We start from the raw sequence: 25,772 nt of genomic DNA, 5'->3' as shown, positions 1-25,772 counted from the left end.
AGATGTTCTTCCCGCGAGTGTAGTGGCTGAGGGGACAAGCGCGATTCGGTCTTTGACTGGCCTGGGCAGACAGCCACGTGCGGTAGCGCCGTTGCTACAGGCAGGTAGCGTAAAAGGTATGACTGATAGCTCGGAAGCTGCCAAACCCGCAGGGGAGAACCCAGAGTCGGTGCAAAAACACGCCAGCGCCAACGCCAAGCGCTACGTTTGGGCGCACGGTTTGCAGAATATCGGCGATCAAATCGTTGCGGCAAAGACGCTGTTGCCATGGTTACTTCATTCGGCTGGAGCGCCGGGCTTCTTCATCGCCATGCTTGTGCCGGTGCGTGAGTCTGGTTCGATGCTTCCGCAGGCAGCGCTGACACCGTGGGTAAAGTCTCGCCCGCGCCGCACAACCGTCTGGATCGCTGGTGCTTTGGGGCAAGCCATCGCGGCGGTGCTGATTGGTCTGGCGGCATTGTTCCTGGAAGGCACCGCGCTCGGCGTCGCTGTCATCATTGCACTTGCAGGCTTTGCGACGGCACGAGCCCTGTGCTCGATGGCCTCGAAGGATGTTCAGGGACGCACGATTCCGAAGGGGCAGCGCGGGCAGATCAGCGGCCGAGCTGCGATGTTGGGCGGTGTCGCCGCAATTATCGTTGGTGCGGTGTTGTGGATCATCCGCGACAACGTCACCAAACCAATCGTGGCGGGGCTCATCTTTGTTGCGGCGCTGTCGTGGGTGGCAGCGGTTTTGATCTTCCGCGGAATTGTCGAGCCCACCAATGAAGATGACAAGGACGAGCCGAATAAAACCTGGTGGCAGGACACCTGGCGGCTATTTGCGGAGGATAAGAACTTCCGTGACTTCGTGATTGTCCGTAGCTTGTTGCTGGTCACAGCACTATCCACGTCGTTCATCGTCACGCTAAGTGCACAGGTGGGTGCTGACCTGGAAGCCTCTGACGGTAGTGGCGGGGGAGTGAGCGCAAACGTCGGCATCTTCATGCTCGCCGCCGGGTTCGCGTCGCTCATTGGCGGAAAAGTCGCCGGAATCTGGTCTGATAAATCCTCGAAGAAGGTCCTGACCTACTCTTCGCTGGTCGGTTCGATTGTGCTTTTCCTGCTGGTCGCCAGTTCACACTGGCTTTCCACCAGCACCAATGCCTGGATTTTCCCACTCGGCTTCTTCGCAATGTCGGTCGTCCACGCCGGTGTTCGCGTGGCTCGGTCGACCTATGTCGTTGACATGGCAGAAGGAGACAAGCGCACCGAGTACGTCGGAGCGGCCAACACCATCATGGGCGTTGTCCTGCTCATCGTCGGTGCGTTGTCAGGTGTTATCGCTAGCTTCGGTCCCGCGGCAGCTTTGATCTTCCTGGCGCTGATGGGACTGGTCGGTGTCGCTATGTCGAGCAGGCTGAAGGAAGTCTCGGCGCCCCACAAGACAGTTATTTAGAACTCTACGACCATCTTGCCGGTATTGCCTCCGCTAAACAGCTCGAGGAATGCAGCTGGCATGTTCTCGATGCCGTGACGAGTGGTGACATCGTAGGCGACCTTGCCACTGACCACGAGCGGAGCCATTCGCTCCTGGAATTCACCTGCCAGGTGCAGGTACTTTCCCAAGACGAAGCCGCGCAGAGTAATGCACTTGCCAATCGCTAGAGCCAAGTTACGTGGTCCGGTCGGAGCTCCAGTGTTGTTGTACTGGGAGATTGCGCCACACATAGCGACACGGCCAAAGGTGCGCATCGCGCCGATGGCTGCCTCGAGATGGTCGCCACCGACGTTGTCGAAGTAGAAGTCGATGCCCTCCGGCGCTGCCTGTGCCAGCTGTTCTGCAACCGGGCCGTCGTTGTAGTTGAAGGCGGCATCAAAGCCGAGTTCGAGTAGGCGCTCAACCTTTTCGTCCGAGCCGGCGGAACCAATGACACGGGATGCGCCCATCTGCTTGGCAAACTGACCAGCAGCCGAGCCGACCGCACCAGCAGCGCCAGAGATAAAGACGACGTCGCCTTCCTTCATCTCTCCGACAGCAGTCAGGCCAACGTAAGCAGTAAGGCCAGTAAGACCAAGGATGCCCAGGTAGGCAGCAGCCGGTGCAACGTTCAGGTCAACCGGTGTTGCCTCGGAATCGGCAATAACAGCATTGGTCTGCCAGCCATAAGAGTGGCGGACAGCGTCGCCAACCTGGAACTTATCCGACTTGGACGCAAGGACAGTGCCCACAGCGCCGCCAGTCATTGGCTGGTCAAGCTGAAAAGGAGGAACGTACGACTTGGTGTCGTTCATACGGCCACGCATGTAGGGATCGACGGTAGCGACCGAGTTGGCTACCAAAATGTCGCCGTCGTTAAGCTCTGGCAAATCGACGGTCTCGAGGCGGAAATTCTCGTCAGTCGGCAGGCCAGTCGGGCGGGAAGCCAGAACCCACTGCTGAGTGGTAGTGGGCAGTTCGGTTGTGGACGATGCATCAGTGGAAGTCAATGTTTTCTCCTCTTGCGTATTCCTGGACTTAATTTCGGATTTATTGTCGCGCGGCATCAATAACGGCATCAATATCTGAGCCACGTAGGCTGCCACTGTACCGTCGCTTGAGTGCTCCGGGCTATGCCTGGATATGTTTTTATAGTTTAAAGCGATTGGGAAATCGCAGGTTAAGTCTCCTGTACCCAGGAATCGAGTCGCTCAATTAGAACGTCCAAGTCGTCCAACAGAGGCATGTCGGGCAGTCGTTCGGCTACTACGTTGCGGACATTCGTGTACCACCACAATTGCTGGCTCGGAGTTGAACGAAAGCGTTTCCACAGGGCGTGGCCATTGCGGTCCAAATCCTCCAGAGTTTGGCTGAGATTGTGGAACTTATCCGCGGCGGCCACGATGATTGACTCCGCGCTGCCACGAGAAAGTTGCTCCAGGTAGGCATCGGCACGCTCCTGCCAGGAGGGCAAGGAAGAATTTTTGGTGACACCCTCGACAATCTCAACTACTCGAAGCCCGAACTCATCTTTCATCTCGGCACGTGAGTAGTTTTCCGGCACGTCTTCCAAAATGTCGTGGAAGAGGGCTGCCAACAGCACGTCTTCGTCGTTAGTCACGCTCGCCGCAATCAACATCACCGCCATTGGATGGCTGATATAGGGAACGCCAGATCCCTTTCGGTAGTGCCCATCGTGCGCGCGGGAAGCAGTTGCGATGCCGCGCATGAGCCTGCCACTGGGGCGTGTCGAAGCAAAGGGGTTAGCGTTTTCCATGGGTATCCCGACCTTTCGTTGATGCTTGAAAAATAGCAGCGTCTAAGCTTGAACATCATGAACGTCGCAGAAGTAGATCCGCTCATTGAGTCGATGTACCAGTGGTCCGATGTCAGCGGTGTCCTGCTCATGGGCATCATCGGTGGCACCATCGCCCGGCAACGAGGCTACGACATCATCGGGTTCTTCTTTATTGCGCTGTTTTCCGCACTGGGTGGCGGCATGATTCGCGACGTTCTGATCAACCAGGGCACTGTCGCCGCCATGAGTCAGCCGGAGTACCTAATCCTGGCATTCACCGGTGCACTTATCGCGCGATTTTTCTATTTCAAAGGTAAGACCTGGGAATATGTCCAGGTCCACGGTGACGCCGTGGTCTCGGGGCTCTGGGCCGCGACGGGAACGGTCAAAGGTGTCACGTATGGCTTGCCCATCCTGCCGTGCATCATGATGGGCGTTTTCACCGCCACTGGCGGTTCCATGATTCGTGACATTGTTACCGGACGCGTGCCCGCTGTGTTCGGTGGCAATCAGCCTACGGTCATCCCCGCAGTGGCCTGCGCAATCATTGTCATTGGAGGTCACCATCTGGATTTTATGGCCGTGTCCATGGTCATTGGTCCTATCGTCAGCATCCTGCTTTCGCTGCTGGGGTACTGGGGTAATTGGCGAGTGTCGGCACACTCGGAGTGGGCGCCACTGAACGACACCGCGGCGCAGATTGCGGTCCTCGCACGTCGAGCAGAGGGCAAGAGCCGCGAGGTTGGTCGACGTTTCGAGCCCGCACGCCTCCGCAGCTGGCGTCACCGACAGATGGAAAAAGCGCTGCAGCGTCGCATTCAGGCTGAGGTTGATAGGGGAGTGTCGCGTTCCGACGCCGAGGCCAACGCGGAGGAATTCCTGGAGGAGTTCAATGCGGACTTCCCAGCGGATCTGCACATGCCGACGGCGCAGCAGGAGACAGTGCAGGATGACAGCGACGAATCCGATTTCGGTGTGGACCTATCCGGTGATTCCTATGATGACTACGGAGAAGATACGGCACTGCGGCAGCGGGAATACCGGGAGATGTTGGATCAAATTCTTGCGGACGATGAGGCGACCGATTTACTCGTCGCAAAGCTGATGAAGAAATACGAGCAGCGGGATTAGAGGAGCGGCAGAGACATGGCATCGACGAGTACTGCAAGCAGGCATTTTGGGTACATTATTAAGGAACACACCGTTGAGGTGCCCTGGGATCCTTTTACCGAAGCTGCGAATGCCGCGACATTTGAGCTTTTCGCCAGGGAAATCTATGCGCCAGGAAATGAGGATGCGCCGGCAATTGTCTATTTGCAGGGCGGCCCGGGATTTCCGGCACCGCGTCCGGTAGGTGCCAGCGGAGTAATCGGTGAGGCGCTGAAGGAATTCCGCGTCATCCTGCTGGATCAGCGCGGCACTGGGCGCTCGCATCGAATTGATGCGGCCAATATTGCAGATGTTCCGGCCGAGCGGCTTGCCCAATTGCGTCAGGAATACATCGTCGAAGACGCGGAAGCATTGCGAAAGCATTTGGGCATTGCCAAATGGTCACTGTATGGCCAGTCCTTTGGCGGGTTTTGTATTACTTCGTATCTCAGCCGCTATCCGGAATCCGTGGAGCACGCTTATCTCACAGGCGGTTTACCTGTTCTGGACCGTGGTGCTGACGACCTTTATCGTACGACGTATGCGAAGCTGCGCACCCGTCACGAGCGTTTTTATCGCGAGTATCCGTGGGCCGAAAACCGAATTCGAGAAATCTGCGCGCACCTCGAGCAATCTGCAGAAACTCTCCCCACCGGTGAGCGACTGAGTTCTCGCCGATTCCGCACCATCGGAATTGAATTAGGCCGCGGAGATGGATTCCACAATCTGGCGTATTTGTTGGAAGAGCCATTCCACATTCGCAATGGCGAAAAGCAATTGCGCACCGATTTTCTGGCCGATGTAGGGACCCGCGTGAGTTTCGCCGACGGTCCGCTATACGCCGCGATTCATGAATCCATTTATGGTGGCGTCGGGAACCAGCCCACAACTAATTGGGCAGCTCACCGTATTCGCGAGGAAATCCCAGGTTTTGAAGAAAAAGCCAATCCTGCAGGAGACAAGCCGTTTTATCTCACCGGTGAGCACGTTTTCCCCTGGCAATTCGACGAGGACCCCGCGCTCGTTCCTTTCAAGGAAAAGGCGGAAGCATTTGCGCAGCACACCTGGGAAAGCTCGCCGTATGATTCCGCACGCTTGCTTGCCGACGCCCCGACCTCGGCAGCCGCGGTTTACCTCGACGATATTTTCGTGCCGTTCGAGTACTCCATGGAGACAGCCAACTGCTACCGGGACCTGCGGCCACATGTGACCAATGCATTCCAGCATGACGGCATTCGCCACGATGGTGCGGCAATCTTTGCCCGGCTCCGCGAGCTCGTCGAGGATCACTAGACGAGTATTCGAGCGCTGAGTCTTAGCGCAGAGAGCTAGACCGAGCCTAGACCTCGGCGCGCGCAAGTCGAGCAAATGCGCCGTCTGCGTTGAGGAGGTTGTCATACGTGCCGCGTTCGATGAGCTGGCCGTTTTCGATGACCAGGATGTCATCGGCCTCGGCCAGTGTCTGAAGTCGGTGCGCAATAAAGATGCAGGTCGCTCCACATGCGCGGGCATTGTCTACGATACGAGCCTGCGTCAGTGGATCCTGGTGGCTGGTGGCTTCGTCGAAAATAACAATCTTTCCGGCGAGGTGTGCAGCGAGGTCATTGGGCTTAGTGCCGTCGGCTAGTACCGCGCGTAAGTAGGTGCGGGCCAGCGCCAGACGTTGACGCTGACCACCGCTGAGCCGCTGCGCGCGGCGGCCAATGGGCCTGTCCAGCGGCATCTCAGCAGGGTTGATGGCGGCGAGTTCGAGCGCCCAGTGCATCAGTGATTCGGGAACCTCGCAGCCATCAGGCGCGCCGAGACATAGATTCTCAGCGATGGTGGCCTCCATGAGAAAGGGATTCTGATCTGCGACAACAACCGTTCGGCAGACATTGGTTGAGCCGAGGTCACGGGCATTGTGGCCATTGATGATGACCTCGCCGACATCCGGATCGACATGCCGCTGGATTAGCCGGGAGAGTGTGGACTTGCCCGAACCAGTTGGGCCGACCACACCGATGAACTGGCCTGAGGCAATGCGCAGATTGATCTTGGTCAGTGCAGGGTTATCGGCGCCAGGGTAGCGGTAGCTGACATCGCTCAGTTCGAGGGCAGGGACTGAGTCGCCGGAGTTGGCCCTCGCGGTCTGCGCGTGGTGCAGGTCCAGCGACTCCGGCTGCTTCGGCTCTTCCACAGTCGGCGGCTGCGCGGCCAGCTCCCTGATCCGAGTGACTGCATTGAGTCCCGCTGGCAGAGAAGATGCCAGGCGCTCGATCGAATCCATTGATGAAGCAGTTCCCGCCACCAGGGACGTCGTCACCAAAACAGCAGGGAGCATACGGTAGTCGGCTGAAAGCGCCGGGATACCAGCACAAAAGACGGCAATGCTGCCACCCCAAATCCGAAGTCCGGTCGCGCCAGAGCGCAGTCCAGCCCGCTTGCCGCCTGCACGCATTTTCTGAGCAAGCTGTTCATCGAGCTCACGCAATCCCCGCAGCCGCTGCTCGGCTGCGCCGTAGATGAGGATTTCCTCCCGAAGGCGCAGCGTATCGGCAATGTACTGCGCAATGTCCGTGCGTGTGGAGTTCGTTGCGGAAGCCTCCGTCGTCGCCTTCTTAGAGCCTGCGAGCGCAATCACAAAGCCAACCGCGAAGGTCAGCGTCAGAGCAATCGCAGGCAGGGCTCCGGCAGTCGATGCCGCTGTCACGACCGCCATCAGCGGAATCAGTACGGCCGTCACCGCGGGCGCAATTGTGTGCGCGAAGAAGACTTCCACTCGGTCAACATCACGAATCGCAATTGTGTGAATCCTGGCAGTACCCAGCCCATCGGTTACCGCGGGCGCCTGCGGGATAAGACGCTCGACGATCCACAGCCGCAGCTCGCCGAGCAGCCGAAACGCAGCCAGATGCCCGAGGTACTGCTCGACATACCGCAGAATCGCTTTCAACAGCGCCAGCCCTGCAACCACGCCAATGACCGCCCACGTCCACTGCATGCTCAAGCTTTGCGACGAGTCGGTTGCGTCCCACTTCGACAGCGCAATTGTGGCAATTGCCCAGGCGGGCACAGCCAGCATCAATGCACCCAGAATGTGCCCAGCCACGCGTGCGAGGATAGATGCACTGAGCGCTCCGCGAGCCTGTGCGGAAAAGCGCAGCAACCAGATGATGTTGTTCATGTCAGCTCTCCTCGGTCAGCGCTCGTGCGTAATACTCATTGCTTGTGCTCAGTTGGTCGGGTTTGCCCGCAGCCACGATCCGGCCTTCGGCGACGACAATGACCAGATCAACGTCCGATAGCGCTTCCATGCGGTGAGCGACCATGATGCTCGTTCGTCCTTCAGCAAGGCGGGTCAAGGACTCCTTGATGAGACCTTCCGTCCGACGATCGATGTCCGCTGTCGGCTCGTCGAGAAGCACAATCGGAGCGGCGCCGAGCAGACCACGCGCAATGGCCAGGCGGCGTCGTTGCCCGCCTGAGAGCCAATTGCCCTGATCGCCGACCTCCGAATCGAGACCACCAGGGCGCTGCTCGATTTCAGCGAGTAAGTGCACGTCGCGAAGTGCTTTTCGCATATCGACGGCCGTTGCGTCCGGGCATGCGATGCGAAGATTGTCCGCGACGGTGGTGCCGAAAATGGCTGGCTGCTGGGAGATGAGCAGCGAGTTGGCGAGCAACTCCGGGGTCGAAAGCGCGTCGCCGTCAAGGCAGACTTCCCCGGAATGCGGCTGTAGGCCTGCGAGTACACGCAGGAGTGTGCTCTTTCCGGAACCGCTGGGGCCAACGATGCCGACTCTGCTGCCGGCTGGAATTGTCAGGTTGATATCGGAGAGAATGCGCTTTTCGCCGATGTCAACGCTCACATCGCGGAGGGAAATCTCCGGTGCGTGCGGTGCGGAGGCTTTGGCGGAATGCGCTGTTCCGGTTGTGAACGCTTTAGCGGCAGGCTCACCGAATACCTCCACTATTCCGTTTCGATGCGTGCGCCCGCCGAGTCCGATGTAGAAAGTGCGGCCGACGCGATTGACGGGCTCGTAGAGCAGAACGGATAGGAAAACACCTGCGAGGGCCGTGCCCACGCTGATTGCATCTGCCTGCAAACGCAGCAAGACAAGACCGATTGCGGTCGTCGACATTGCAATACCAAAAACCGCGTCGTTGACAATAATCATCAGCTGATTGCGGGCGAGTAGGGCGGTGAGCTCAGACATCGCAGTGCGAGTTTGGCTGGCAAAACGTGCCATGACTCGATCAATTGCTCCAAGAACTTTGAATGTTCCCAGCCCTTCGAGCATCTCCAAGTAGGCATGCGTGGCCTTCGCTTGCTTTCGGCGATACGTCGCATTGGATTTCCGCAGAATCTTTCCCGCACCAATAATGATCAGCGGCGTGGAAATGAAAAATAGTGCCAGCCACAAGGCGGTTTTCGTATCCACCCACAAAGCCCAGACCGCCAAAATGATCAGTGGAGCACTAAACGAGGCCAACGTGGGAGCGAGAAATGTCGCTCGGTAGTTCGCGGTCTGTTCGACGCTTGTGGTCGCGGCATCGAAGAGTAGGCCTTCGCCAGTGTTGGACGCGCTTCGGTGTGAGTGACCGGATTTCCCGCCACCGTGCCCTCTTCCATGCGCGTGCTTCGGGGCTTGTTCAGGAGCGGAAAACTCCGGCTTCAGCACACTGCCAACCACATGTGAGCGCCACAGCTTTTCCTGCTCGCCAGCAAGCCGTGGTGGCAATGCCTCGGTGACATAAGCACAGAGGCTTCCCAAAATGACCGCCACAATTGCAGCGGACAGGGATTCATAAAGCCCCCAATCCCCAAACCAATTGCCGCCACTGGTGTCTGCGACACCGCCGTACAAACTGCTGAGAGCATCGAGCGCGTGTCCAAGAGACACGGCACTGAGAGCGAAGAAAAAGCTGCGCCCCCAGCTGGATAACAAAACCCAGTGCATTCGGCGGGGTGGGGAAGTCAGTGCTTCATGAATCCACATAGCGACGTGAAAACCTATTTTCTATTTAGCCAGTGCGTCAGCGATCTCACGCAGTCCATCGGGCATGTGCATTCCGGCGGTGCCAGAGGTCGTCTTCGCATCAATCAGTTGCACTCGATCATTCTTGACCGCAGCGACGTCGGCAAGCGCCGGATTATCCAGCAACTCCTGGAATGGAGCCTTGCCCTGGCCGTGGAAATCCTGAATCAAAATGACATCCGGATTCAGCTGCACAATTGTTTCCGGATCAGCGGGAACGGCACCCGGGCGCTTGCCCTTTGGCGAAATCGGCTCGCCACCGGCCAGCTCAACGAGATTCGTCGTCGCCGACTGCATGCCCATAATCATCTTCTGACCACCGCGGGCAAACAGGACCAGCGTCTTTGGCTTAGTTGTGGAGTCAATTTCCGAGAGAATCTCTTCGGTTTCCGATTCAATCTTGGCAACCATTTCAGCCGCCTTATCTTCGGCTCCGAGCAACTTGCCGAGTTTGGTCACCGACTCTGCCAGCGCCTTCGGCGAGGCGAAATCACTGCTGGCAAACGCCGCGGTCGGAACATCGCTGGCACCCAGCAGCTCACTTGCCGACTGCTCCTGATCATGGCGGCTGGTCATCAACACCATGTCCGGCTCATAGGACAGAATCTGCTCCGGATCCGGCTTCGTGGAGTTGGCAATTGCATTAGGCACCTTACGCGCCAGCTCAACCTGATTACCAGAGGTCTCATCGAGCGCGTTCTTCGTCACCGCGACGACACGCTCTGGCCCAACCAGTTCCAACGCCAGATCCGCAACTTCGGTCGACAGTGCAACGATGCGCTTCGGCTGACTCTGCACCATGACGTCATGGTCGCCGACTGTCACAGTCCGCGGCCACTGCGCCTGCTGGTTTGTCGAAGTTTCGCTTGACGACGGCTGCTGCGACGCCTCCTCCGAAGAAGAACAGGCGACCACCGCAGCGAGTGGGAGCGCTGCAATCAACGGCAGAGTGAAGGCCTTTTTAGAGTTTCGCTTCAAGGCAGAGATAGGAGAAGTTGGTGAAAACACGAAAGTACTTCCTTGAATGTTGAGTTTTGATTGTTGGGAAAGTTTTCGGTTGCGTTATCGCTAGCTGGAATCAGTTAGCCGCAATCAGTCAGCCGGGCGAGCCCGAGCCAACGCCGTCACTCGCACCGAACCGGTATGCGGATCCGTATCGACAGCGCTGGAGATGCGATAAATCGCATCTATTCGGGGAGGCGTCAGCACTTCTTCGGCGGAACCAGTGACTTCCAATCCGCCGTTGTGAATCACACTGAGCCGGTGGCAGCTGCGGGCCGCGAGGTTGAGGTCATGAAGGACGACTCCGATACCGTGGCCTTCGTCGGCAAGCTCGCCGAGGAGCTCGAGGATTTCCAGCTGAAACCCGATGTCCAAGGCCGCAGTGGGTTCGTCGAAAAGCATGACCTTGGCCTGTTGTGCCAATAGCTTTGCGATGAACACCAATTGCCGCTGCCCGCCGGACAGAGCTGTGATAGGGCGGTCGGCGAGTGCGGTGACACCGACGCGGTCGAGAGCGTAGGCGACGATGTCGTGGTCCGTGGAGTTTAGTGAGCTGCGGAAACGGTCACGCCGACGGTGGTGCGCGTACCTGCCGAGTGCCACGACAGTTCGAACGTCAATAGCAGCATCGGCCGGTGTGTGCTGCGGCAGGTACGCCAATCGAGTGGCGCGTTCGTGGGCACGAAGCTTCGTCAGCGGCGCGCCGAGGAGCTCAACCTGCCCCGAACTCGGTGTCACAATGCCAGCCATAGCACGGAGCAAGGAGGATTTTCCGGTGCCGTTGGAGCCGATGATGCCTTGGACTTCGCCAGGTCGAATAGCAAGGTTCACGCCACTTACGACGGTCCGATTGCGGTAACCGACACTGAGATCGGTAGCCCGCAGCAGCGCGGTGCTGTCGGTGTCTGGCTTAGTGACGTGGTCGGTGAGATTTTGCGTCTGCTGACTCATGACTGGCGACCACCTTGCCGAAGAATCAACGCGAGTAGCGCAGGTGCGCCAAGGAACGCGGTGACTGTGCCAGTTTGCAGAGCAACTGGGGAAAAGAGACTGCGGGCGACGAGGTCGGCGAGAATGAGAAATACTGCGCCGAGGCACATAGAAATGGGCAGCAGGCTGCGGTGATCGGGGCCGATGGCAAGGCGAATCAGGTGCGGGACGACCAATCCGACAAAGGAAATAACGCCAGTGACAGCGACGCCCGCTGCCGTGACTAAAGCAGCCAGGGCGAGTAGCAGTTGCCGGATCCAGACTGTGCGCATACCAGTGGCAGCGGCCTGTTCTTCGCCGAGGAGGAGCAGGTTGAGTTCGGGAATGAGCATCATCAGGATAACCGTGCCGACGGTAATGGGGCCGACTGCCAGCGCAATGTCCTGCCAATTGGCAGCAGTTAAATCGCCGTTGAGCCAGAACATGGCCTGTTGTGCGTCATCGCTGTGTGGCGCGTTCGCGATGGTGGCGGCGATGACTGCGCCGAGGAACGCATTGAGCGCAATGCCGACGAGCAACAGGGTGGCTCCACTGCCGCCATTGAGACCGGCGACGATCTGGACAAATATGACAGCCAGCAACGCGCCTATGAATGCGCCTGCCGAGAGGACCCACGGCGCTTTCGCGGCCACGCCAGTGACGATGAGAATAACGGCTACCACTGCTGCACCGGAGGAGACACCGGTAACACCGGGTTCCGCCAGTGGATTGCGAAAGACTGCCTGCATGGTTGCGCCTGCGACAGCGAGCGAGGCACCGACCAGCCCCGCCAACAGGACACGGGGCAGCCGGATGCTCCAGACAAGTGATTGCGTGGCAGGGGATATCTCTGGCAGGAGGTGGTTGAGAGCTGGGAGGTCGTCGGAAAGCGTATTGATGAGCGGGGTGAGCAGTGCGACGATGCCGTTGCTGAAACCTGTTCCCGCGGGGCCGATGGAGATTGCCAGGAGGATTGTGGCGGGGACGGCCAGGAAAAACAGAAAGCCGAAGAGCCGGGCTCGAAGTTTTTGGTTTCGAGTACGCGGAAGAGAAGCTCTATCGACAATAGTTTTCACGTGGCTAATGATGGACAATGTGAAAATAATTGTCAATAAAGGCGTGTCAGCGGTCCTGTGGGATCTCCTAAGGACAGCAAAACCCCGCACCAGCTCCCCTGTGAAAGTGGGGTGCTAATGCGGGGTGAAAAGCTCTGTAGCTTACTTCTCGTCGCCCAGGCGCTCGTCTGCCATGTCGCGAGCCTTCTTGATCTGGTCGGCCTTGTCCTCGCCGAGCTTCTCCTTGCCCAGCTGCTCAGCCTTGTCCAGAACCTTATCGGTGTTCTCTTCGTTGCTCAGTGCTTCCTTGGCCTTGTCCATAAGTCCCATGGTGAAGTCTCCTTCCATTCGTAATGTCTACTCGCGTTTTTTCGTTTGTGACATAGAGTGTACCGATGAATTGGCGACCTTGCGACCGTATTGGCCCCACGGAGTGAAGTTGATATTCGACTAGCAACACCGTGACCGACAGTTATTGAGCTGTTTTGGTGCGGGCTTCATCTGCCTTGTGCATGACATCGCGCTCGTACTTGCCGACGAACATCATGAGGACAAACGCTATAGCGACAACGCCAATGAGGGTTGCGAATGTAACATTCCAGCCTGCGAAGTCGATCAAGAGGCCGACACCAGTCGAGGCGAGTGTTGCGCCGAGAAGGTATCCAAACAATCCAGTGAAACCAGCTGCGGTTCCCGCAACATACTTAGGCGAGAGGTCGATGGCCTGCAGTCCGATGAGCATGATTGGACCGTAAATGAGTGCGCCGATCAGGGAGATGAGCACGTAGAACATCCACAATGGTGCCGTGGCGGGTAGCTGCCAATATGCGAAAATGGTGATGCCGGTGCCAATCAGGAAGAGCATGCCGGCGCCTGAGCGCCAACCCTTGAAGACCTTGTCGGAGACCCATCCACACAGCAGGGTGCCAACAATTGCTGCGCCTTCGTAGAGCATGAATCCGATGATTCCGCCCGTGACGTTGGTCTTGTGCAATTCGTTTGTCAAGTAAATCGGAATCCAGTTAAGAACTCCGTAACGGAGTGCGTAGACGAACACATTGGCCAGCGCCAGCATGACGATAACCGGATTGGTAAGAACGTGGTTCTTGACGATTGTGAACCAGGGTTCTTGTGCCTCGTCATTAGTTCCTTCGACCTTGTCCGGGTCGTTCCGGTATTCCTCTACCGGAGGCAGGCCCATGGATTGCGGGTTGTCTCGAATCAGCAGGAATGCGATGGCGGCAATCACGAGCGCGACAATTGCCGGTAGCCAGAATGCGGGAGTCCAGTCGGCGTCGGAAGTGGCGAACGAATGCAAGCCCCAGGCTGCCAGAGCACCGCCGACGGCGGCGCCGACATTGTGGGCAGTGTTCCAGATCGACATCAAAGTGCCACGCTCGGATGTCGAGAACCAGTGGACGACAACTCGTCCAGAGGGCGGCCAGCCCATGCCTTGGAACCAACCATTGATGAACATGACTGTCGCGAATATTGCAACAGAGGCGCTGATGGCTGGGACGAACGCAACAAAGAGGTTTACGACCGCGGACAGTGCTAGGCCAAGCGGGAGGAAGTACCTGGCATTGGCTCTGTCGGAGAGCATGGCCATGAAGAATTTGGATAGGCCGTAGGAGAACAGAACTGCATTGGCTACGATGCCGATTCCGGCTGCGCCAAGTAGGTCGTGCTTTTCCAGTACGGCGGACACCAGGGGGATGTTATTTCTGATGAGGTAGAAGCCCGCGTAGCCGATGAAGATGCCCATGAACACGTTGAATCGCCAGGTTCGGTAGGTCGGGGCAATTTTTTCCTCGGGGAGGGGAGCTGCTGGGCCGGGTGCGCTGAGCCAGCCGAGCCTCTGACTGCTCATAATGACAGTCCTTTCGCTGAAGGCCGCCGTTGCCTCTAATGCGACCTGTGCGGGTGGTTAGGGCAGCAGGCGGGGAGCTTTATCGTTTCAGCGTTGAGTTTACAGAGACTTCAGTCTCTATTAACGGGGCATTAACCTCCCGGCCTTGGAGGTCTTTGAGAGGGGTTGGCGTAAAAGCAATTAATGCTTGCCACTGCCTAGAGAATGTCATTAATGGCCTCGGTGGGGCGAGCCATCCTTACCCCCTTATTGGTGACGACAAACGGGCGCTCAATCAGGCGTGGGTGTGTGACCATTGCGTCCAGCAGTTCCTCGTCGCTGGAGTCCTTGGAGAGTCCCAGTTCCTTGAACTCTGCTTCCTTGGTGCGCACGGCATCGATGACGCTCAGGCCGGCCGCCTCGATTAGCGAGCGCAGCTCGGTCTTGGTTGGAGGAGTGTCTAGGTACTTGATGATCTCCGGCTCGATTCCGGCCTCGCGTAGTACGGCGAGAGCTTGGCGGGACTTTGAGCAGCGGGGGTTGTGGTAAATCTTCGCTTCCATGTCTCCATCATGGCTGATGTTGTGGTGTGAAGGTTAGCGCTGTGGTGAAACCGCCTGCGGTTAGATCCTGTTCACTGTTTATCTTTAAAAATGTAACGCCAAAAACACTTAAGTTCAATAGGTTGAAAATAGTTGTCGTTAGGTTTACTCTCACACGTGATAGATGAACGGCGAAGTGCGCCCCAACCGCCCCTAAGGTGACCAGATTTACTGAAGCGGCCGGTCAGCGTAGCCGTCGCAAAGCAATAACAAATAATCAAGAGCGGACACCAACATGACAATTTCCGGAAAACTTTCGCGATCAGCTAAGTCCATGTGTGCGGGCCTTTCGATCTTGCTAGCGGGCGCCGGCCTTGCAGCGTGTGGCGATGGCAGTGAGGGAGCCAGCGGCGAGAACCCAATCAACGTCGTGGCTTCCACGACGCAGATTTGTGATTACGTGAAGCAACTGGACATCGATGCAGTTGATTTGACCTGCCTGTTGGCGCCGAATGCAACAGCACATGAGCTGGAAATGACCCACGAGCAGCTGACCAAGACTGGTAACGCCGATCTCTTGTTCGTCAACGGCGTTGACCTGGAGCACTTCCTGGATCAGGCGATTGAGTCCTCGGGCTTTTCCGGAACGATGGCAGTAACCAGTGGCGTTCTCACTGCAGGTGACGTAGATGCCATGAAGGCAGCCAAGGACACGGACAAAACAAAGCCACTGCCACCAGAGAAGGCGAAGAATGGTAACTACACCATCGACCGAGGGGTGGAAAAGATTGATGTCGCCCCATGGCCATTCCCGCCGGAAGAACCCGGTGAGGAGGCGGAATTCCGCTTCGATCCGCATGTATGGACCTCACCGAAGAACGCCAAGATCCAGGTTGCCAATATCGGCTATGCCCTGGAACAGGTCGCTGAGGAACGTGGCGACAATGAGCTGAAGTCCACCATCGCCGACCACGTTGCGGCCTACCAGGAGAAGCTGAATCAGCTGGATGAGTGGGCAAATAAGTCCATCGCCACCGTGTCGGACCCTGTGCTGTTTACCAGCCACGATGCCTTTGGATACTTCTCCCACGAGTTCAATATCAACTTCATCGGCGCAGCGCTGTCTGATTTCAACGAGCAGCAGGATGCCACGGCCGCGCATATCGCCGAGGCGGCAAAGACCGTGAAGGACTCGGGTGCAACCGCGCTGTTTGCGGAGAACTCGAACAACTCGAAATCAATTGAGGCGATCGCCAAGGCCGCAGGTGTCAAGGCCATCGTTGGTGAGGACGCACTCTACGGCGACTCCCTTGGTCCGGCTGGCAGTGCCGGCGAGACCTACATCGGTTCCATCATCCACAACGTCACTCAGGTTGTGACGGCATGGGACGGAACTGTCGCGCCGCTGCCAGAGGGCATCAAGTGAGCCGTAACCGCTTAGCTAACCCCATGTCAGCTGACCCCATAGTCACGCTCCGCGATGCCTCATTCGGCTACACGGCGGTACCCATCGTCAATCACATCACCGCCAATGTCGCGCCGGGTACCGGGCTTGCACTCATCGGCGCCAATGGCTCTGGAAAAACGACTGTGCTGCGCGGAATCCTAGGCGGGACTCGTCTTCTCGCTGGTGAGATGCACAATAACGCGAAGATCGTGTCCTACGTCCCGCAGTCGGCAGACCTCGATCGCACTTTTCCGGTCACGGCTTTCGATGTCGTCGCCATGGGAGTTCTGCGCGAACTGCGCCCCTTCCAACCGCTTGGACACCGCAAAGAACGCATCCACGCAGCGCTAGCCAAAGTCGGACTTGCCGACCGCACCGTTGATCGTTTCGGCAACCTCTCCGGTGGTCAGCAGCAACGCGTCCTGTTGGCGCGCGCCATCGTCGCACGTCCGCAACTTGTGCTTCTCGACGAGCCGTTCAACGGCCTCGACACTGAAAATCGGGCCATGCTGCTGAATCTCCTCAACGAACTGAAGGAAAATGGCACGGCGATCATTGCGGCCACTCATGATCTCGTGCTTGCTGAAGAGACCTGCGAAAACACATTAATCGTGGCAGAACAGCCGGCTTTTGGTGCGACCTCGAAGTTGGTGCCAGCCTATGTGGACTGAGCTTGCGAATGCGCTTGGGATCGCGCCTTTCATGTTCAGGCCACTAGTGCTGCTGATTGCCCTCGGGGCGGTCTCTGGCCTGGTCGGTGTCATCGTGAACCTTCGTGGTCTCGAGTTCAATGCCGAGGCCATGGTGCATTCGATTTTTCCCGGAATTGTGGCCGGTGCCGTATTCGGCGGCATCGACATGATTATCCCGGTGGCCGCGGCATTTGCGGTGGTAGTGGCAGTAGCACTGACCTTGGTATCGCGCTCGCACATGTCGGAAGCCGGAGTGGCAGTCGTACTGACCAGCTTCTTTTCCATTGGCGTGATCCTCTCGCTGAAGAAAGGTGATCAGTCAGGACAGCTGGAAGCGCTCATGTTCGGGCGACTGCTGGAAGTCACCGACTCCCGTCTCACCAGCGCCCTAATTGTCTGTGCCATCGCCTTGGTTCTTATCGCAGTGACCTGGCGCCAGCAGGTGTTTGTTGCCTTTGATCGCTTCGGTGCCAAAGCCGCAGGCGTCAATGTGTGGGGCATCGACCTCACCATTAACGCGGCGATTGCTGCGGTGGTGGTGTCGTCGGCAAGCGCAGTGGGAGTGTTGCTGGTAGTCGGATATCTGGTCGTGCCGGGAGCGGCGGCGAGACTGCTGACTCGCCGAGTGCATGTGATGGTGCCGATTGCGATTGCAGTGGGCTGTCTCAGCGGAATCGTTGGTTTGGCACTGGTGCCTTTGGGGCCGGTGTCGCCTCAGGCAGTCGTCGCGCTGACCTCGGTGGGACTGTATTTCGTGGCACTGGGACTGCGCGGCGTGATGGGAGGCGACCGTGTCTAGCATCCTGATTTTGCCAATCATCGAGCTGATATTGGTCGGCGCATTGGCCGGCGTGGTGGGGGTACTCGCGGTGCTGGGCAAACAAGTGTTCTTCGCAGAAGCGATTACACATGCGACTTTTCCCGGTGCGGTGGTGGGCGTTGTTATTGCGGCAGCGCTCGGCCTGAGCCACTCGTGGATTTCGGTGTTCCTCTTTATCGGGGCATTTCTGATGTGCATTCCGATTGGGGCCCTGTTCGGTCTGTCGAAGGTGGGGACGACGTCCTCGGCGGCGGGAATTGTGCTGACATTCGGGTTCGCGCTGGGCTACTTTCTGAACAAGTGGTTCGCCCCGTTGCCGGTGAAGGTAGAAAGCTTCCTGGTCGGCAGCGTACTTAACGTGAACAAGATTGATATTGTGCTGTCCGGTGGCCTCTTGCTGCTGGTGGCGTTGGTGCTGGTGGCTCGGTGGCGCCAGCTGATTTACTTCACATTCGATCCGGAGTCTTTCGGGGTCGCGCATTCGAGGAGAAGAGCACAGTTGGTCATCAGCGGGCTGATTGTGTTGACTCTGGTGGCGCTGATTCCGGCTGTCGGCACGATTTTATCCATCGCGCTGTTGGCTGCCCCGGCAGCTGCGCTGGTTGGGGTAGTGAACGATACCCGTTTGCTATTCGTGTTAGCACCATTGATGGGTATCGCGATTGGCCTGGTGGGGCTATTCATTGCGGTGGCGGCGAACTTGTCAGTTGGTGGCTGTATTGGCGTGTGCGCCGGTTGTTTCTATGTCCCCCTCAAGATTGCGGCAACACGCAATAACGCTAGAGTTTAAAGAATGCACGTGGAGGATTTACCAGCAAAGACCCAGGACTACCTCAAGGTCATTTGGGATTTGCACGAGCGCACCGGTGAAAAAGTGGCACTAGGCGACGTCGCTGAGCGGATGGGTGAAAAGAAGCCCACCGCCAGCGAAGCTGTGAAGAAGCTAGCTGCACGTGGACTTGTCAACCACGAGCCGTACCGGGGCATTAGCCTGTCGGACCGTGGGCGGGATATTGCGCTGATCATGGTGCGTCGCCACCGGCTTATTGAAAGCTTCTTGGTCTCGACTCTGGGATACACCTGGGATGAGGTTCACGAGGAAGCTGAAAAGCTTGAGCATGCGGTCTCGGATGATTTCATTAGTCGCATTGATGCAATGCTGGGATTCCCTGAGCGCGATCCGCATGGCGATCCAATTCCCAGCGCCAGCGGTACCATCGCCAGCGCAGTGCGCACTGACCTGACGGATATCGAAGCTGGCGCGATGGTGGTAGTCGATCGTATTAACGACTCCGATCCTGAATTGCTGCGCTATTTGGCTACATCAGGGGTAGGCCCGGGGACCGTGCTCCGAGCCGAAGCCGCACCATATGCAGGTATGCATGTCTTCGCCATCATCGATGAGGTGGGCGATAACGAGCCAAAGAAAATTCATGTGGCAGACTCGGCACTATGGGCAATCAAGGCGACTCCAACAACCAACTGACGAGAGCCGCAGCGCGCTCTTACTATAAGGTGTCGCGGAATCTCACTGGGCCGACGAAAGTGCCACCCGCACCGTCAGTGTCGTTCGACAGCGTGAAGAGTGCTCGTCGGCAGGCATATGCCAGTGTCGAGAGTGTTGATGTGCCGTTGAATGCCATCGCTATCTCACGCGCCGAGCAGCAGGAACACATGGTTGACCTCGAACGTCGCTTGAATGCCTCGACCAAAGACATGCGTGCCCTGGTTGACTACGAAGAGCAGCGCATTGCGGTTACTAGCACTGTCAAAGAGGCAATCGTCTATACGCTGCTGGCAATACTCCTTTTGGCAGCAGCCATTGGACTTGGCTACGCCAGCCACCTGGGGGCCGATGCGATTTTGAATGCTGCGGCGGAGGTGACGCCGCGGTGAGTAAACGCTCAGGCTCCGACAACGGGTGCGCGACGGTCATTGTCGTATTTTTCTTCTTCGGCCTGATTATTCAGCTCTTCGGTGTCACGCTGTGGATTCTGCAATATGCATTGCCAGTGGCGGGTTTGGTGCTTGCGATCCTCATCGCATACCAGGCTTGGGCCGGTGTGCGCCGCAGTGCTGAGGCGCACGAGCTCGCCGAGCGTAATCACGCGGAGCTGCAGCAGATTGCCATGGACACCGAGTACCAGCTCACCGCAATCCTTACTGCCTGGGACAATGTGAACACCACAATGGGTGTCGGCACCATCTACAAGGATGTATTTGCCTCCGGTGAGGCTACGCCGGAGCTCATCGAGCTACGCGGTGAGCTCTCTCGTGCTCGAAAGCTAAACAACCGACTGCGCGAGCAGCGCGAAACTATGACTAACCGGGAGCTGGTGGAAGCCATCTCTGATGCCGACGAGCTGTGGTGCTCGCTGACGAAGACGTATCAAAACGCTCGTCGCGAGCTGTAGTAACGCACCTGGTTTACTCGACGGTCATCACAATCTTGCCGTCAGCGTGCCCGTCTTCCAATACTCGGTGGACCTCCGCGACCTCGGTGAGATTCTTAGTCAGGCCGATAGGAAGTGAAATCTCACCGGCAACCACGCGGTCGGCCAGGTCGGCGTAAATAGTCGTGTCATTCGAAATAGCCGGAATGTGCGCCTCAATGCCACGTTCCTTCGCCGGTGCCAGATCGGCCAGTGAAGGTAGCGCCACAATCCGACCATCCGATGCCAACACATCCAGCGAGGGGAGGAAAGTGTCGAAGTACACGCCATCGAGCACAACATCTACGCCCTCGGGGAACCGCCGGCGCACAGCCTCGAATACATCTTCCGCTGTGTAATCAATATGCTGCGCGCCAAAGCCCACTAGTTTTTCATGATGGCGTGACGACGCACTCGCCAACACAGTTGCGCCACGGGCAACCGCCAGCTGCGTCATCAGCTGGCCCACGCCACCACCGGCACCATGAATGAGTACAGTGTCACCGCCTTTCACCTTTGCTAGCTGATCGACAGCCACGGTCGCCGTGATTCCCACTAGGGCAAGGCCCGCAGCGGTTACGTCGTCAAGCGAATCGGGTGTTCGAACCACACCGTCGGCGGGGAAGACGTTGTGTGTTGCGTAGGTGCCGCGGAAGTCGTCGAAGCCGCGCATGCCGAAGACTCGGTCGCCGGGGTGGAAGTTGTCCACACCTTCGCCGACGGCAACGACTTCGCCCGCGGCTTCGCGTCCGAGGACGGCCGGAGGGGTGAACTTTGCGCACAGACCGGAAGAGCCATCGCGCATCTTGTAATCCAGCGGATTCGCGCCGATGGCTGTGGTTTTGACCAGGATTTCGCCGGGACCGGGCTCCGCAGGGGTGCGGGAAACCTGCGTGAACTCATCGGGGTCGCCAAAGCGATTGATGATCATTGCGTATGCGTTGCCTGAATTTGCTGCCATGTCCATCACTGTAGTCCTAGCAGCTAATTATCAACGGTCGGCAAGCGGGAGGGCAGCGGTGACGGCACTGAACGACTCATTGAGGTAGGCGCTGAGGAGGTCGGCGGCGTGGTTTGGGGTGTCCTCGATGAGAACTTTGGCGATACTGATGTGGCGATCGGCGTATCGGGCATGGAGTTCGATGCTTTGGGGGTAGGAGAGGAAGCAAAGACGGAGTTGGGCCTGAATTGATTCGGCGGTGGCTAACAGGTCGGGGGACCCGGAAGCTCTGACGATGGCGAGGTGAAAGGCATTATTCCGTTCGGGAAGGTTCAATGATGACTGTGAACCACAAATAGAAAGAATCTCTTCGCCGAGGAGCTTTGCCTGGCTCTTGCTTAGCGATCGCAGTGTTCCGCATTCGACGACATGGCGAAAGGCATACAGTTCGCGGATGCGTTGTTTGTCGAAGGAAGCGATAAACACGCCGTGATGAGGGATGTGAGTAAGTAGCCCCTCAGATTCCAGCTTGCGGTAGACCTGTCGGATGGTGTTGCGACTGACCTGCAGTCGCGCAGCAAGTTGGGTTTCACGGAGCTGCTCGCCACTGTAGTGCTTTCCGGCGAGAATCTCTCGGCGCAGGACAGTTGCGGTGACATCCGCTACTGAAACGTCTTGTTGTTTTTCCCCAGAGGACGTGTGGGTCTGATCGTCGAGGATGCTTCCGGGGGTAGTCATGTAATACAGACTACTAAAGCACTTTTGTGTGGCGGCCATCACCAATTAACATACGAGACATTGTTCAACAATCTCTGTGCAGGCGATCTTCAACGTAGGAATCCTTCAACGTGGGAATCGTCAGACTTGTAGGGAAAGGCCTTACGCTATGGACGCTTCAACATCTGCCCATAAGGCGCGGCGAACGGCACTCCTCGGCGCCGTATTCCTGATGGCGACCAGTGCTATCGGGCCGGGCTTCCTCACCCAGACCGCAACCTTTACGGCCAAGCTTGGCGCGGCTTTCGCCTTTGCCATTGTGATCTCGGTGCTTCTTGATATCGCGATTCAGCTCAACGTGTGGCGAGTGATTGCTGTCTCTGGACGCCGCGCGCAGGAGCTCGGCAACGCCGTGCTTCCGGGGCTGGGCTGGTTAATGTCAATTCTCATTGTCATCGGTGGTGTGGTCTTCAATATTGGCAACGTCGGCGGTGCTGGACTTGGTGCGAACGCGATGTTGGGCGTGGACGCAAAGATTGGCGGCATTGTTACTGCAATCCTCGCCATTGGCTTCTTCCTCTCCCGGCGGGCGGGTATGGCGCTGGACAAGGCACTCGTTGTGCTCGGTGTCGTGATGATTCTGGTCACTGGAATTGTGGCGTTCAGTTCTAACCCGCCAGTAGGGGAAGCACTGAAGAACACGGTCATGCCCGACACGATTGACTTGTTGGCAATCATCACGCTCGTCGGTGGCACTGTTGGCGGGTACATTACTTACGCTGGCGCTCACCGCATGCTTGATGCTGGCGCCGGCGGTGTAGAGAACCTCGCACAGACCACTCGCTCATCTGTTACGAGCATCATCGTCACAGCCATCATGCGTTTCCTCCTTTTCCTAGCTGTCTTGGGAGTGGTTGCGGGTGGCGTGGTCCTCAATACGGATGGAAACCCCGCTGCAGAGGCATTCCAAGCTGCGGCAGGAGATTGGGGTATGCGCTTCTTTGGCGTTGTCCTGTGGGCTGCGGGAATCTCGTCGATTGTGGGTGCCAGCTACACCTCAGCAACATTTCTGACTCGTTCCTCGGGTGCTGGAGCCAAGACTCAAAACACGATCACCATTGTCCTAATTGCAATCTCCACGCTGCTCTTCGGTCTCATCGGTACGGCTCCAGCGACGCTGTTGGTTTTCGCCGGAGCCTTCAATGGTTTGGTTCTTCCAATTGGCGTTACTGTGCTGATTTACATCGCGCTGTTCCGTGCGGATCTCATGAATGGTTACAAGTACCCGAAGTGGTTGGCGGCTATCGGAATCTTGGGTGTCGCAGTCGCCTGGTTCTTGGCGTGGCGCTCATTCGGCGGTGTGTTTGAAATGCTCGGCTAATCCCCCCCCCCGGTTTCTCGCACAGCTCAGATGAGAACCAACATAACAACGGTACAAAGACCAGCATTATTACTTGGAAGGAGCGGTGACGTTTATGGGCGCCACTATCGATCTCAACTCTGACCTTGGGGAAGCGTTCGGCTCGTGGAAGATGGGTGATGATATCGCTCTGCTGAACATTGTGACCAGTGCCAATATTGCCTGCGGGTATCACGCGGGTGACGCTAGCGTCATGATGGAGACCTGTGAGGCAGCTGCTGCGCGCGGAATTCGCATCGGCGCGCACGTCGCCTACCGCGATCTCCCCGGGTTTGGACGACGTCGCATGGATTACGCACATCGAGAATTGCGAGCCGAAACCGTCTACCAGATTGGTGCACTTTCGGCATGTGCACGGGCGGTGGGTACCGAAGTTTCCTACGTCAAGCCCCATGGTGCCCTCTACAACCGCATCGCAGTGGATGAAAATCAGGCCGCTGCAGTGGTGGAGGCGCTCCTGCTCGCTCGCTCCACCTGCGGAGATGAGCTTGCCATTATGGCGCAGCCGGGGTCGGTCATCGAACGGCTCAGCCTCGACGCGGACCTCCCTGTGATTAGGGAAGCTTTTGCAGATCGCGCTTACAACTCCGATGGAACTCTGGTGTCCCGAGTACTCGAGGGGTCGGTCATTGTAGAACCCGATGCCGTCGTCAAACGCGTCATTGCAATGGCTAGCGGGGAACCAATCGTCGCCTACGACGGTTCACCGTTGACCGTGCAGGCTGACTCTATTTGTTTGCACGGAGACACCCCTGGTGCGGTCGAACTCTCCCGTATGATTCGCCAAGGGCTCGTCGACGCCGGAGTCACCGTCGCTGCCCACGTATAGCGCGGACTCGCACACCGGTCTTATCAACCGCAGTTTTTCAACCCCGCAAGAAAGAAAGGATCAGCACCGCCATGGCCGAGATTCGCCCTATGGGAACAAATGCGCTGCTTATCGACTATTCATCATCGGCCAATCCGTTGGCGAAGGTACTTCGTGCACACTCTGCTGCGGCTGAGATTGAGGGACTCGTTGACAGGGTACCTGCAGCCCAAACGCTCCTTCTTCGCTTTCGCGGACCGGCTCGTCGTTACCTCGGCGCAGTAGAAACCGCGCTGCGGGGCAACAATGCGCAGAGGCAGACCGTCGACAAGCGAAAAACAATGACGATTCCCGTTCACTATGACGGCGCGGACCTTGAGTCCTTGGCACAAAGCCTTGGGATGAGCCCTCAAGCGTTAATCGATTGGCACTGCGAACGCCCTTGGACGGCCGCGTTCGGTGGATTCGCGCCGGGCTTTTATTACATGGTGCGCGGGAGCGGTCAGGGGTGGCCAGAGCCGCTTGATATTCCCCGCCTTACGACGCCGCGCACTCGAGTTCCCAAGGGCTCCGTCGGACTTGCGGGCCAATTCGCAGGTGTATATCCCATCGATTCGCCCGGTGGCTGGCAGCTCTTGGGACATACAGATGTGGAGATGTGGGACTTGAATCGGCCTAATCCGGCGCTGCTTGAGCCCGGGGTTGAGGTGCAATTTGAAGCGACTTCTACGGTGAGTGCGGCGTAGAAAAAGGGGGCGGAAGAGATGAAGAATTCTATCGAGATTATTCGACCCGGCATATTGACGACGATTCAGGATTTGGGCCGTGCAGGGCAAGGCAGCCTGGGCGTGAGTACTTCCGGTGCGTTCGACCACGAGTCCGCGGCAGCTGCTAACCGGATGGTTGTCAACGAAGAAAGCCTGGCGGTGCTTGAGTGCGTCGTCGGCGGGTTGGAGTTCCAAGTAGCGGAGGGAGCAATCATATCCTTCGCAGGAGCCCACGGTGAGGTGACTGTCGAGCAGGATGGCAAGGTCATCAAGACCTCGATGAATAGTCGAATTGTGGTCGGGGCGAAGGCAATTGTGCGGCTTGGTACCTTCGATGCAGGTCTTCGCGGGTACGTCGCGATTCGAGGGGGCATCGATGTCGCGGAAGTGCTGGGCTCGAGGTCATACGATACGCTCGGCAAGCTCGGCCCAGCGCCTTTGCAGGCCGGTCAGGTCTTGCAGGTCGGCGACCCGGAGTATTCGACGGGGTCGTCAATCGCAATTTATCCCGCGCCTCATTGGTCGAGCGAGGCTGCGCGCTTAGATGTTGTTCCTGGCCCTCGGGCGGACTGGTTTACGCGGGAAAGCGTCAGTGATTTCTTTCACGAGACATGGACCGTGACGCAAGAGGCCAACCGCGTCGGACTTCGGCTGAATGGGACTACTCTTGAGCGCCAGGTCACCCATGAGTTGGCAAGCGAGGGAATGGTCCCCGGTGCGATACAAGTGCCCGCATCGGGGCAGCCGATTATTTTCGGTCCTGATCATCCGGCGACGGGTGGATATCCGGTCATTGGTGTGTTGACGGAGCCGTCATTGTCGAGGGCCGGGCAATTGGTGCCCGGCGCGAAGGTACAATTCCGCCGGGTGCGGGCGGTATAGGTC

Annotated in this window: 26 protein-coding genes; 14 read left to right on the top strand and 12 right to left on the bottom strand. The window is 57.8% G+C overall.

Annotated elements, in window-relative coordinates; translation table 11 throughout:
* The first annotated feature begins 118 nt into the window (after positions 1 to 118).
* Positions 119 to 1,438 (top strand): MFS transporter, encoded by a 1,320-nt coding sequence (locus CRD13_RS02930; RefSeq protein WP_246839544.1) that lies wholly within the window; start codon positions 119 to 121, stop codon positions 1,436 to 1,438.
* Here the strand turns inward: CRD13_RS02930 and CRD13_RS02925 are convergent.
* Together CRD13_RS02925 and CRD13_RS02920 are read right to left on the bottom strand one after the other, a co-directional pair.
* Complete coding sequence (locus CRD13_RS02925; protein ID WP_016422338.1) at positions 1,435 to 2,469, bottom strand: NADP-dependent oxidoreductase; 1,035 nt, start codon at positions 2,467 to 2,469, stop codon at positions 1,435 to 1,437. The genes CRD13_RS02930 and CRD13_RS02925 overlap by 4 nt on opposite strands.
* A gap of 170 nt (positions 2,470 to 2,639) precedes the next feature.
* Positions 2,640 to 3,236 carry an HD domain-containing protein gene (locus CRD13_RS02920; protein ID WP_070866550.1) on the bottom strand — a complete coding sequence of 199 codons (597 nt, stop codon included), beginning with the start codon at positions 3,234 to 3,236 and terminating at the stop codon, positions 2,640 to 2,642.
* 57 nt (positions 3,237 to 3,293) lie between these two features.
* Between CRD13_RS02920 and CRD13_RS02915 the strand changes: the two genes are divergently transcribed.
* A complete protein-coding gene (locus tag CRD13_RS02915; protein WP_070866551.1) occupies positions 3,294 to 4,388 on the top strand; it encodes a trimeric intracellular cation channel family protein in 1,095 nt (364 codons plus the stop codon).
* A gap of 15 nt (positions 4,389 to 4,403) precedes the next feature.
* Positions 4,404 to 5,699, top strand: coding sequence for an alpha/beta fold hydrolase (locus CRD13_RS02910; RefSeq protein WP_070866552.1), 1,296 nt, complete (start codon positions 4,404 to 4,406; stop codon positions 5,697 to 5,699).
* Between the two features lie 46 nt (positions 5,700 to 5,745).
* Here CRD13_RS02910 and CRD13_RS02905 read toward each other — a convergent pair whose 3' ends face one another.
* The 8 genes from CRD13_RS02905 to arsC form a co-directional block, all read right to left on the bottom strand.
* Positions 5,746 to 7,572, bottom strand: a complete 1,827-nt coding sequence (locus tag CRD13_RS02905) for an amino acid ABC transporter ATP-binding/permease protein (RefSeq protein WP_070429479.1) — start codon at positions 7,570 to 7,572, stop codon at positions 5,746 to 5,748.
* Between the two features lies 1 nt (position 7,573).
* Entirely contained in the window at positions 7,574 to 9,292 is a 1,719-nt protein-coding gene (locus CRD13_RS02900; RefSeq protein WP_246839545.1) for an ABC transporter ATP-binding protein, read from the bottom strand.
* A 117-nt stretch (positions 9,293 to 9,409) separates the two neighbouring features.
* Positions 9,410 to 10,435 (bottom strand): ABC transporter substrate-binding protein, encoded by a 1,026-nt coding sequence (locus tag CRD13_RS02895; protein WP_070866554.1) that lies wholly within the window; start codon positions 10,433 to 10,435, stop codon positions 9,410 to 9,412.
* Positions 10,436 to 10,519: 84 nt separating this feature from the next.
* Complete coding sequence (locus tag CRD13_RS02890) at positions 10,520 to 11,380, bottom strand: ABC transporter ATP-binding protein (protein WP_070866555.1); 861 nt, start codon at positions 11,378 to 11,380, stop codon at positions 10,520 to 10,522.
* Positions 11,377 to 12,474, bottom strand: coding sequence for an iron ABC transporter permease (locus CRD13_RS02885; protein ID WP_246839546.1), 1,098 nt, complete (start codon positions 12,472 to 12,474; stop codon positions 11,377 to 11,379). Before CRD13_RS02885 ends, CRD13_RS02890 begins: the two co-directional genes overlap by 4 nt.
* A gap of 141 nt (positions 12,475 to 12,615) precedes the next feature.
* The gene (locus tag CRD13_RS02880) at positions 12,616 to 12,783 is read right to left on the bottom strand and encodes an antitoxin (RefSeq protein ID WP_080969535.1); all 168 of its coding nucleotides are present in this window, start codon (positions 12,781 to 12,783) and stop codon (positions 12,616 to 12,618) included.
* A 142-nt stretch (positions 12,784 to 12,925) separates the two neighbouring features.
* Positions 12,926 to 14,323 carry an MFS transporter gene (locus CRD13_RS02875; RefSeq protein WP_070866557.1) on the bottom strand — a complete coding sequence of 466 codons (1,398 nt, stop codon included), beginning with the start codon at positions 14,321 to 14,323 and terminating at the stop codon, positions 12,926 to 12,928.
* A gap of 197 nt (positions 14,324 to 14,520) precedes the next feature.
* Complete coding sequence (gene arsC, locus CRD13_RS02870) at positions 14,521 to 14,865, bottom strand: arsenate reductase (glutaredoxin) (RefSeq protein ID WP_049189324.1); 345 nt, start codon at positions 14,863 to 14,865, stop codon at positions 14,521 to 14,523.
* Positions 14,866 to 15,139: 274 nt separating this feature from the next.
* Between arsC and CRD13_RS02865 the strand changes: the two genes are divergently transcribed.
* The 7 genes from CRD13_RS02865 to CRD13_RS02835 all read left to right on the top strand — a co-directional run bounded on the left by CRD13_RS02865 (position 15,140) and on the right by CRD13_RS02835 (position 20,217).
* The gene (locus CRD13_RS02865; protein WP_016422351.1) at positions 15,140 to 16,270 is read left to right on the top strand and encodes a metal ABC transporter substrate-binding protein; all 1,131 of its coding nucleotides are present in this window, start codon (positions 15,140 to 15,142) and stop codon (positions 16,268 to 16,270) included.
* A 23-nt stretch (positions 16,271 to 16,293) separates the two neighbouring features.
* Positions 16,294 to 16,962: a metal ABC transporter ATP-binding protein gene (locus CRD13_RS02860; protein ID WP_070549455.1), complete on the top strand. Its 669-nt coding sequence runs from the start codon at positions 16,294 to 16,296 to the stop codon at positions 16,960 to 16,962.
* The gene (locus tag CRD13_RS02855) at positions 16,952 to 17,782 is read left to right on the top strand and encodes a metal ABC transporter permease (RefSeq protein WP_070549457.1); all 831 of its coding nucleotides are present in this window, start codon (positions 16,952 to 16,954) and stop codon (positions 17,780 to 17,782) included. Before CRD13_RS02860 ends, CRD13_RS02855 begins: the two co-directional genes overlap by 11 nt.
* Positions 17,775 to 18,593: a metal ABC transporter permease gene (locus CRD13_RS02850; protein ID WP_016422354.1), complete on the top strand. Its 819-nt coding sequence runs from the start codon at positions 17,775 to 17,777 to the stop codon at positions 18,591 to 18,593. The genes CRD13_RS02855 and CRD13_RS02850 overlap by 8 nt, the downstream gene beginning before the upstream one ends.
* A 3-nt stretch (positions 18,594 to 18,596) precedes the next feature.
* Complete coding sequence (locus tag CRD13_RS02845; RefSeq protein WP_049172669.1) at positions 18,597 to 19,289, top strand: metal-dependent transcriptional regulator; 693 nt, start codon at positions 18,597 to 18,599, stop codon at positions 19,287 to 19,289.
* A 77-nt stretch (positions 19,290 to 19,366) separates the two neighbouring features.
* The gene (locus CRD13_RS02840) at positions 19,367 to 19,699 is read left to right on the top strand and encodes a hypothetical protein (protein ID WP_049193624.1); all 333 of its coding nucleotides are present in this window, start codon (positions 19,367 to 19,369) and stop codon (positions 19,697 to 19,699) included.
* Positions 19,696 to 20,217, top strand: a complete 522-nt coding sequence (locus CRD13_RS02835; protein ID WP_187401237.1) for a hypothetical protein — start codon at positions 19,696 to 19,698, stop codon at positions 20,215 to 20,217. Before CRD13_RS02840 ends, CRD13_RS02835 begins: the two co-directional genes overlap by 4 nt.
* A 13-nt stretch (positions 20,218 to 20,230) precedes the next feature.
* Here CRD13_RS02835 and CRD13_RS02830 read toward each other — a convergent pair whose 3' ends face one another.
* Positions 20,231 to 21,196: an NADP-dependent oxidoreductase gene (locus tag CRD13_RS02830; protein WP_239660055.1), complete on the bottom strand. Its 966-nt coding sequence runs from the start codon at positions 21,194 to 21,196 to the stop codon at positions 20,231 to 20,233.
* Between the two features lie 30 nt (positions 21,197 to 21,226).
* Positions 21,227 to 21,913: a GntR family transcriptional regulator gene (locus CRD13_RS02825; protein WP_049172746.1), complete on the bottom strand. Its 687-nt coding sequence runs from the start codon at positions 21,911 to 21,913 to the stop codon at positions 21,227 to 21,229.
* Between the two features lie 148 nt (positions 21,914 to 22,061).
* Between CRD13_RS02825 and CRD13_RS02820 the strand changes: the two genes are divergently transcribed.
* From CRD13_RS02820 to CRD13_RS02805, 4 genes are all read left to right on the top strand, one after another.
* Positions 22,062 to 23,273 (top strand): NRAMP family divalent metal transporter, encoded by a 1,212-nt coding sequence (locus CRD13_RS02820; protein WP_049172676.1) that lies wholly within the window; start codon positions 22,062 to 22,064, stop codon positions 23,271 to 23,273.
* A gap of 94 nt (positions 23,274 to 23,367) precedes the next feature.
* Positions 23,368 to 24,141 carry a LamB/YcsF family protein gene (locus CRD13_RS02815; protein WP_049172677.1) on the top strand — a complete coding sequence of 258 codons (774 nt, stop codon included), beginning with the start codon at positions 23,368 to 23,370 and terminating at the stop codon, positions 24,139 to 24,141.
* Between the two features lie 89 nt (positions 24,142 to 24,230).
* Complete coding sequence (locus CRD13_RS02810) at positions 24,231 to 24,866, top strand: allophanate hydrolase subunit 1 (RefSeq protein ID WP_240593312.1); 636 nt, start codon at positions 24,231 to 24,233, stop codon at positions 24,864 to 24,866.
* Between the two features lie 18 nt (positions 24,867 to 24,884).
* Positions 24,885 to 25,769, top strand: a complete 885-nt coding sequence (locus tag CRD13_RS02805) for a biotin-dependent carboxyltransferase family protein (RefSeq protein WP_049172680.1) — start codon at positions 24,885 to 24,887, stop codon at positions 25,767 to 25,769.
* Positions 25,770 to 25,772 lie beyond the last annotated feature (3 nt).

It is taken from the genome of Corynebacterium sp. LK26, assembly GCF_014335085.1.
Lineage (GTDB): Bacteria > Actinomycetota > Actinomycetes > Mycobacteriales > Mycobacteriaceae > Corynebacterium > Corynebacterium jeikeium_D.
This window is presented reverse-complemented; position numbering and strand designations above follow the sequence as displayed.

Bases quoted from the DNA above. Each gene is read 5' to 3' on its own strand.
- CRD13_RS02930 (WP_246839544.1), top strand. From the start codon at position 119: ATGACTGATAGCTCGGAAGCTGCCAAACCCGCAGGGGAGAACCCAGAG.
- CRD13_RS02920 (WP_070866550.1), bottom strand. From the start codon at position 3,236: ATGGAAAACGCTAACCCCTTTGCTTCGACACGCCCCAGTGGCAGGCTC.
- CRD13_RS02915 (WP_070866551.1), top strand. From the start codon at position 3,294: ATGAACGTCGCAGAAGTAGATCCGCTCATTGAGTCGATGTACCAGTGG.
- CRD13_RS02910 (WP_070866552.1), top strand. From the start codon at position 4,404: ATGGCATCGACGAGTACTGCAAGCAGGCATTTTGGGTACATTATTAAG.
- CRD13_RS02905 (WP_070429479.1), bottom strand. From the start codon at position 7,572: ATGAACAACATCATCTGGTTGCTGCGCTTTTCCGCACAGGCTCGCGGA.
- CRD13_RS02890 (WP_070866555.1), bottom strand. From the start codon at position 11,380: ATGAGTCAGCAGACGCAAAATCTCACCGACCACGTCACTAAGCCAGAC.
- CRD13_RS02880 (WP_080969535.1), bottom strand. From the start codon at position 12,783: ATGGGACTTATGGACAAGGCCAAGGAAGCACTGAGCAACGAAGAGAAC.
- CRD13_RS02875 (WP_070866557.1), bottom strand. From the start codon at position 14,323: ATGAGCAGTCAGAGGCTCGGCTGGCTCAGCGCACCCGGCCCAGCAGCT.
- arsC (WP_049189324.1), bottom strand. From the start codon at position 14,865: ATGGAAGCGAAGATTTACCACAACCCCCGCTGCTCAAAGTCCCGCCAA.
- CRD13_RS02865 (WP_016422351.1), top strand. From the start codon at position 15,140: ATGACAATTTCCGGAAAACTTTCGCGATCAGCTAAGTCCATGTGTGCG.
- CRD13_RS02860 (WP_070549455.1), top strand. From the start codon at position 16,294: ATGTCAGCTGACCCCATAGTCACGCTCCGCGATGCCTCATTCGGCTAC.
- CRD13_RS02855 (WP_070549457.1), top strand. From the start codon at position 16,952: ATGTGGACTGAGCTTGCGAATGCGCTTGGGATCGCGCCTTTCATGTTC.
- CRD13_RS02845 (WP_049172669.1), top strand. From the start codon at position 18,597: ATGCACGTGGAGGATTTACCAGCAAAGACCCAGGACTACCTCAAGGTC.
- CRD13_RS02830 (WP_239660055.1), bottom strand. From the start codon at position 21,196: ATGGCAGCAAATTCAGGCAACGCATACGCAATGATCATCAATCGCTTT.
- CRD13_RS02825 (WP_049172746.1), bottom strand. From the start codon at position 21,913: ATGACTACCCCCGGAAGCATCCTCGACGATCAGACCCACACGTCCTCT.
- CRD13_RS02820 (WP_049172676.1), top strand. From the start codon at position 22,062: ATGGACGCTTCAACATCTGCCCATAAGGCGCGGCGAACGGCACTCCTC.
- CRD13_RS02815 (WP_049172677.1), top strand. From the start codon at position 23,368: ATGGGCGCCACTATCGATCTCAACTCTGACCTTGGGGAAGCGTTCGGC.
- CRD13_RS02810 (WP_240593312.1), top strand. From the start codon at position 24,231: ATGGGAACAAATGCGCTGCTTATCGACTATTCATCATCGGCCAATCCG.
- CRD13_RS02805 (WP_049172680.1), top strand. From the start codon at position 24,885: ATGAAGAATTCTATCGAGATTATTCGACCCGGCATATTGACGACGATT.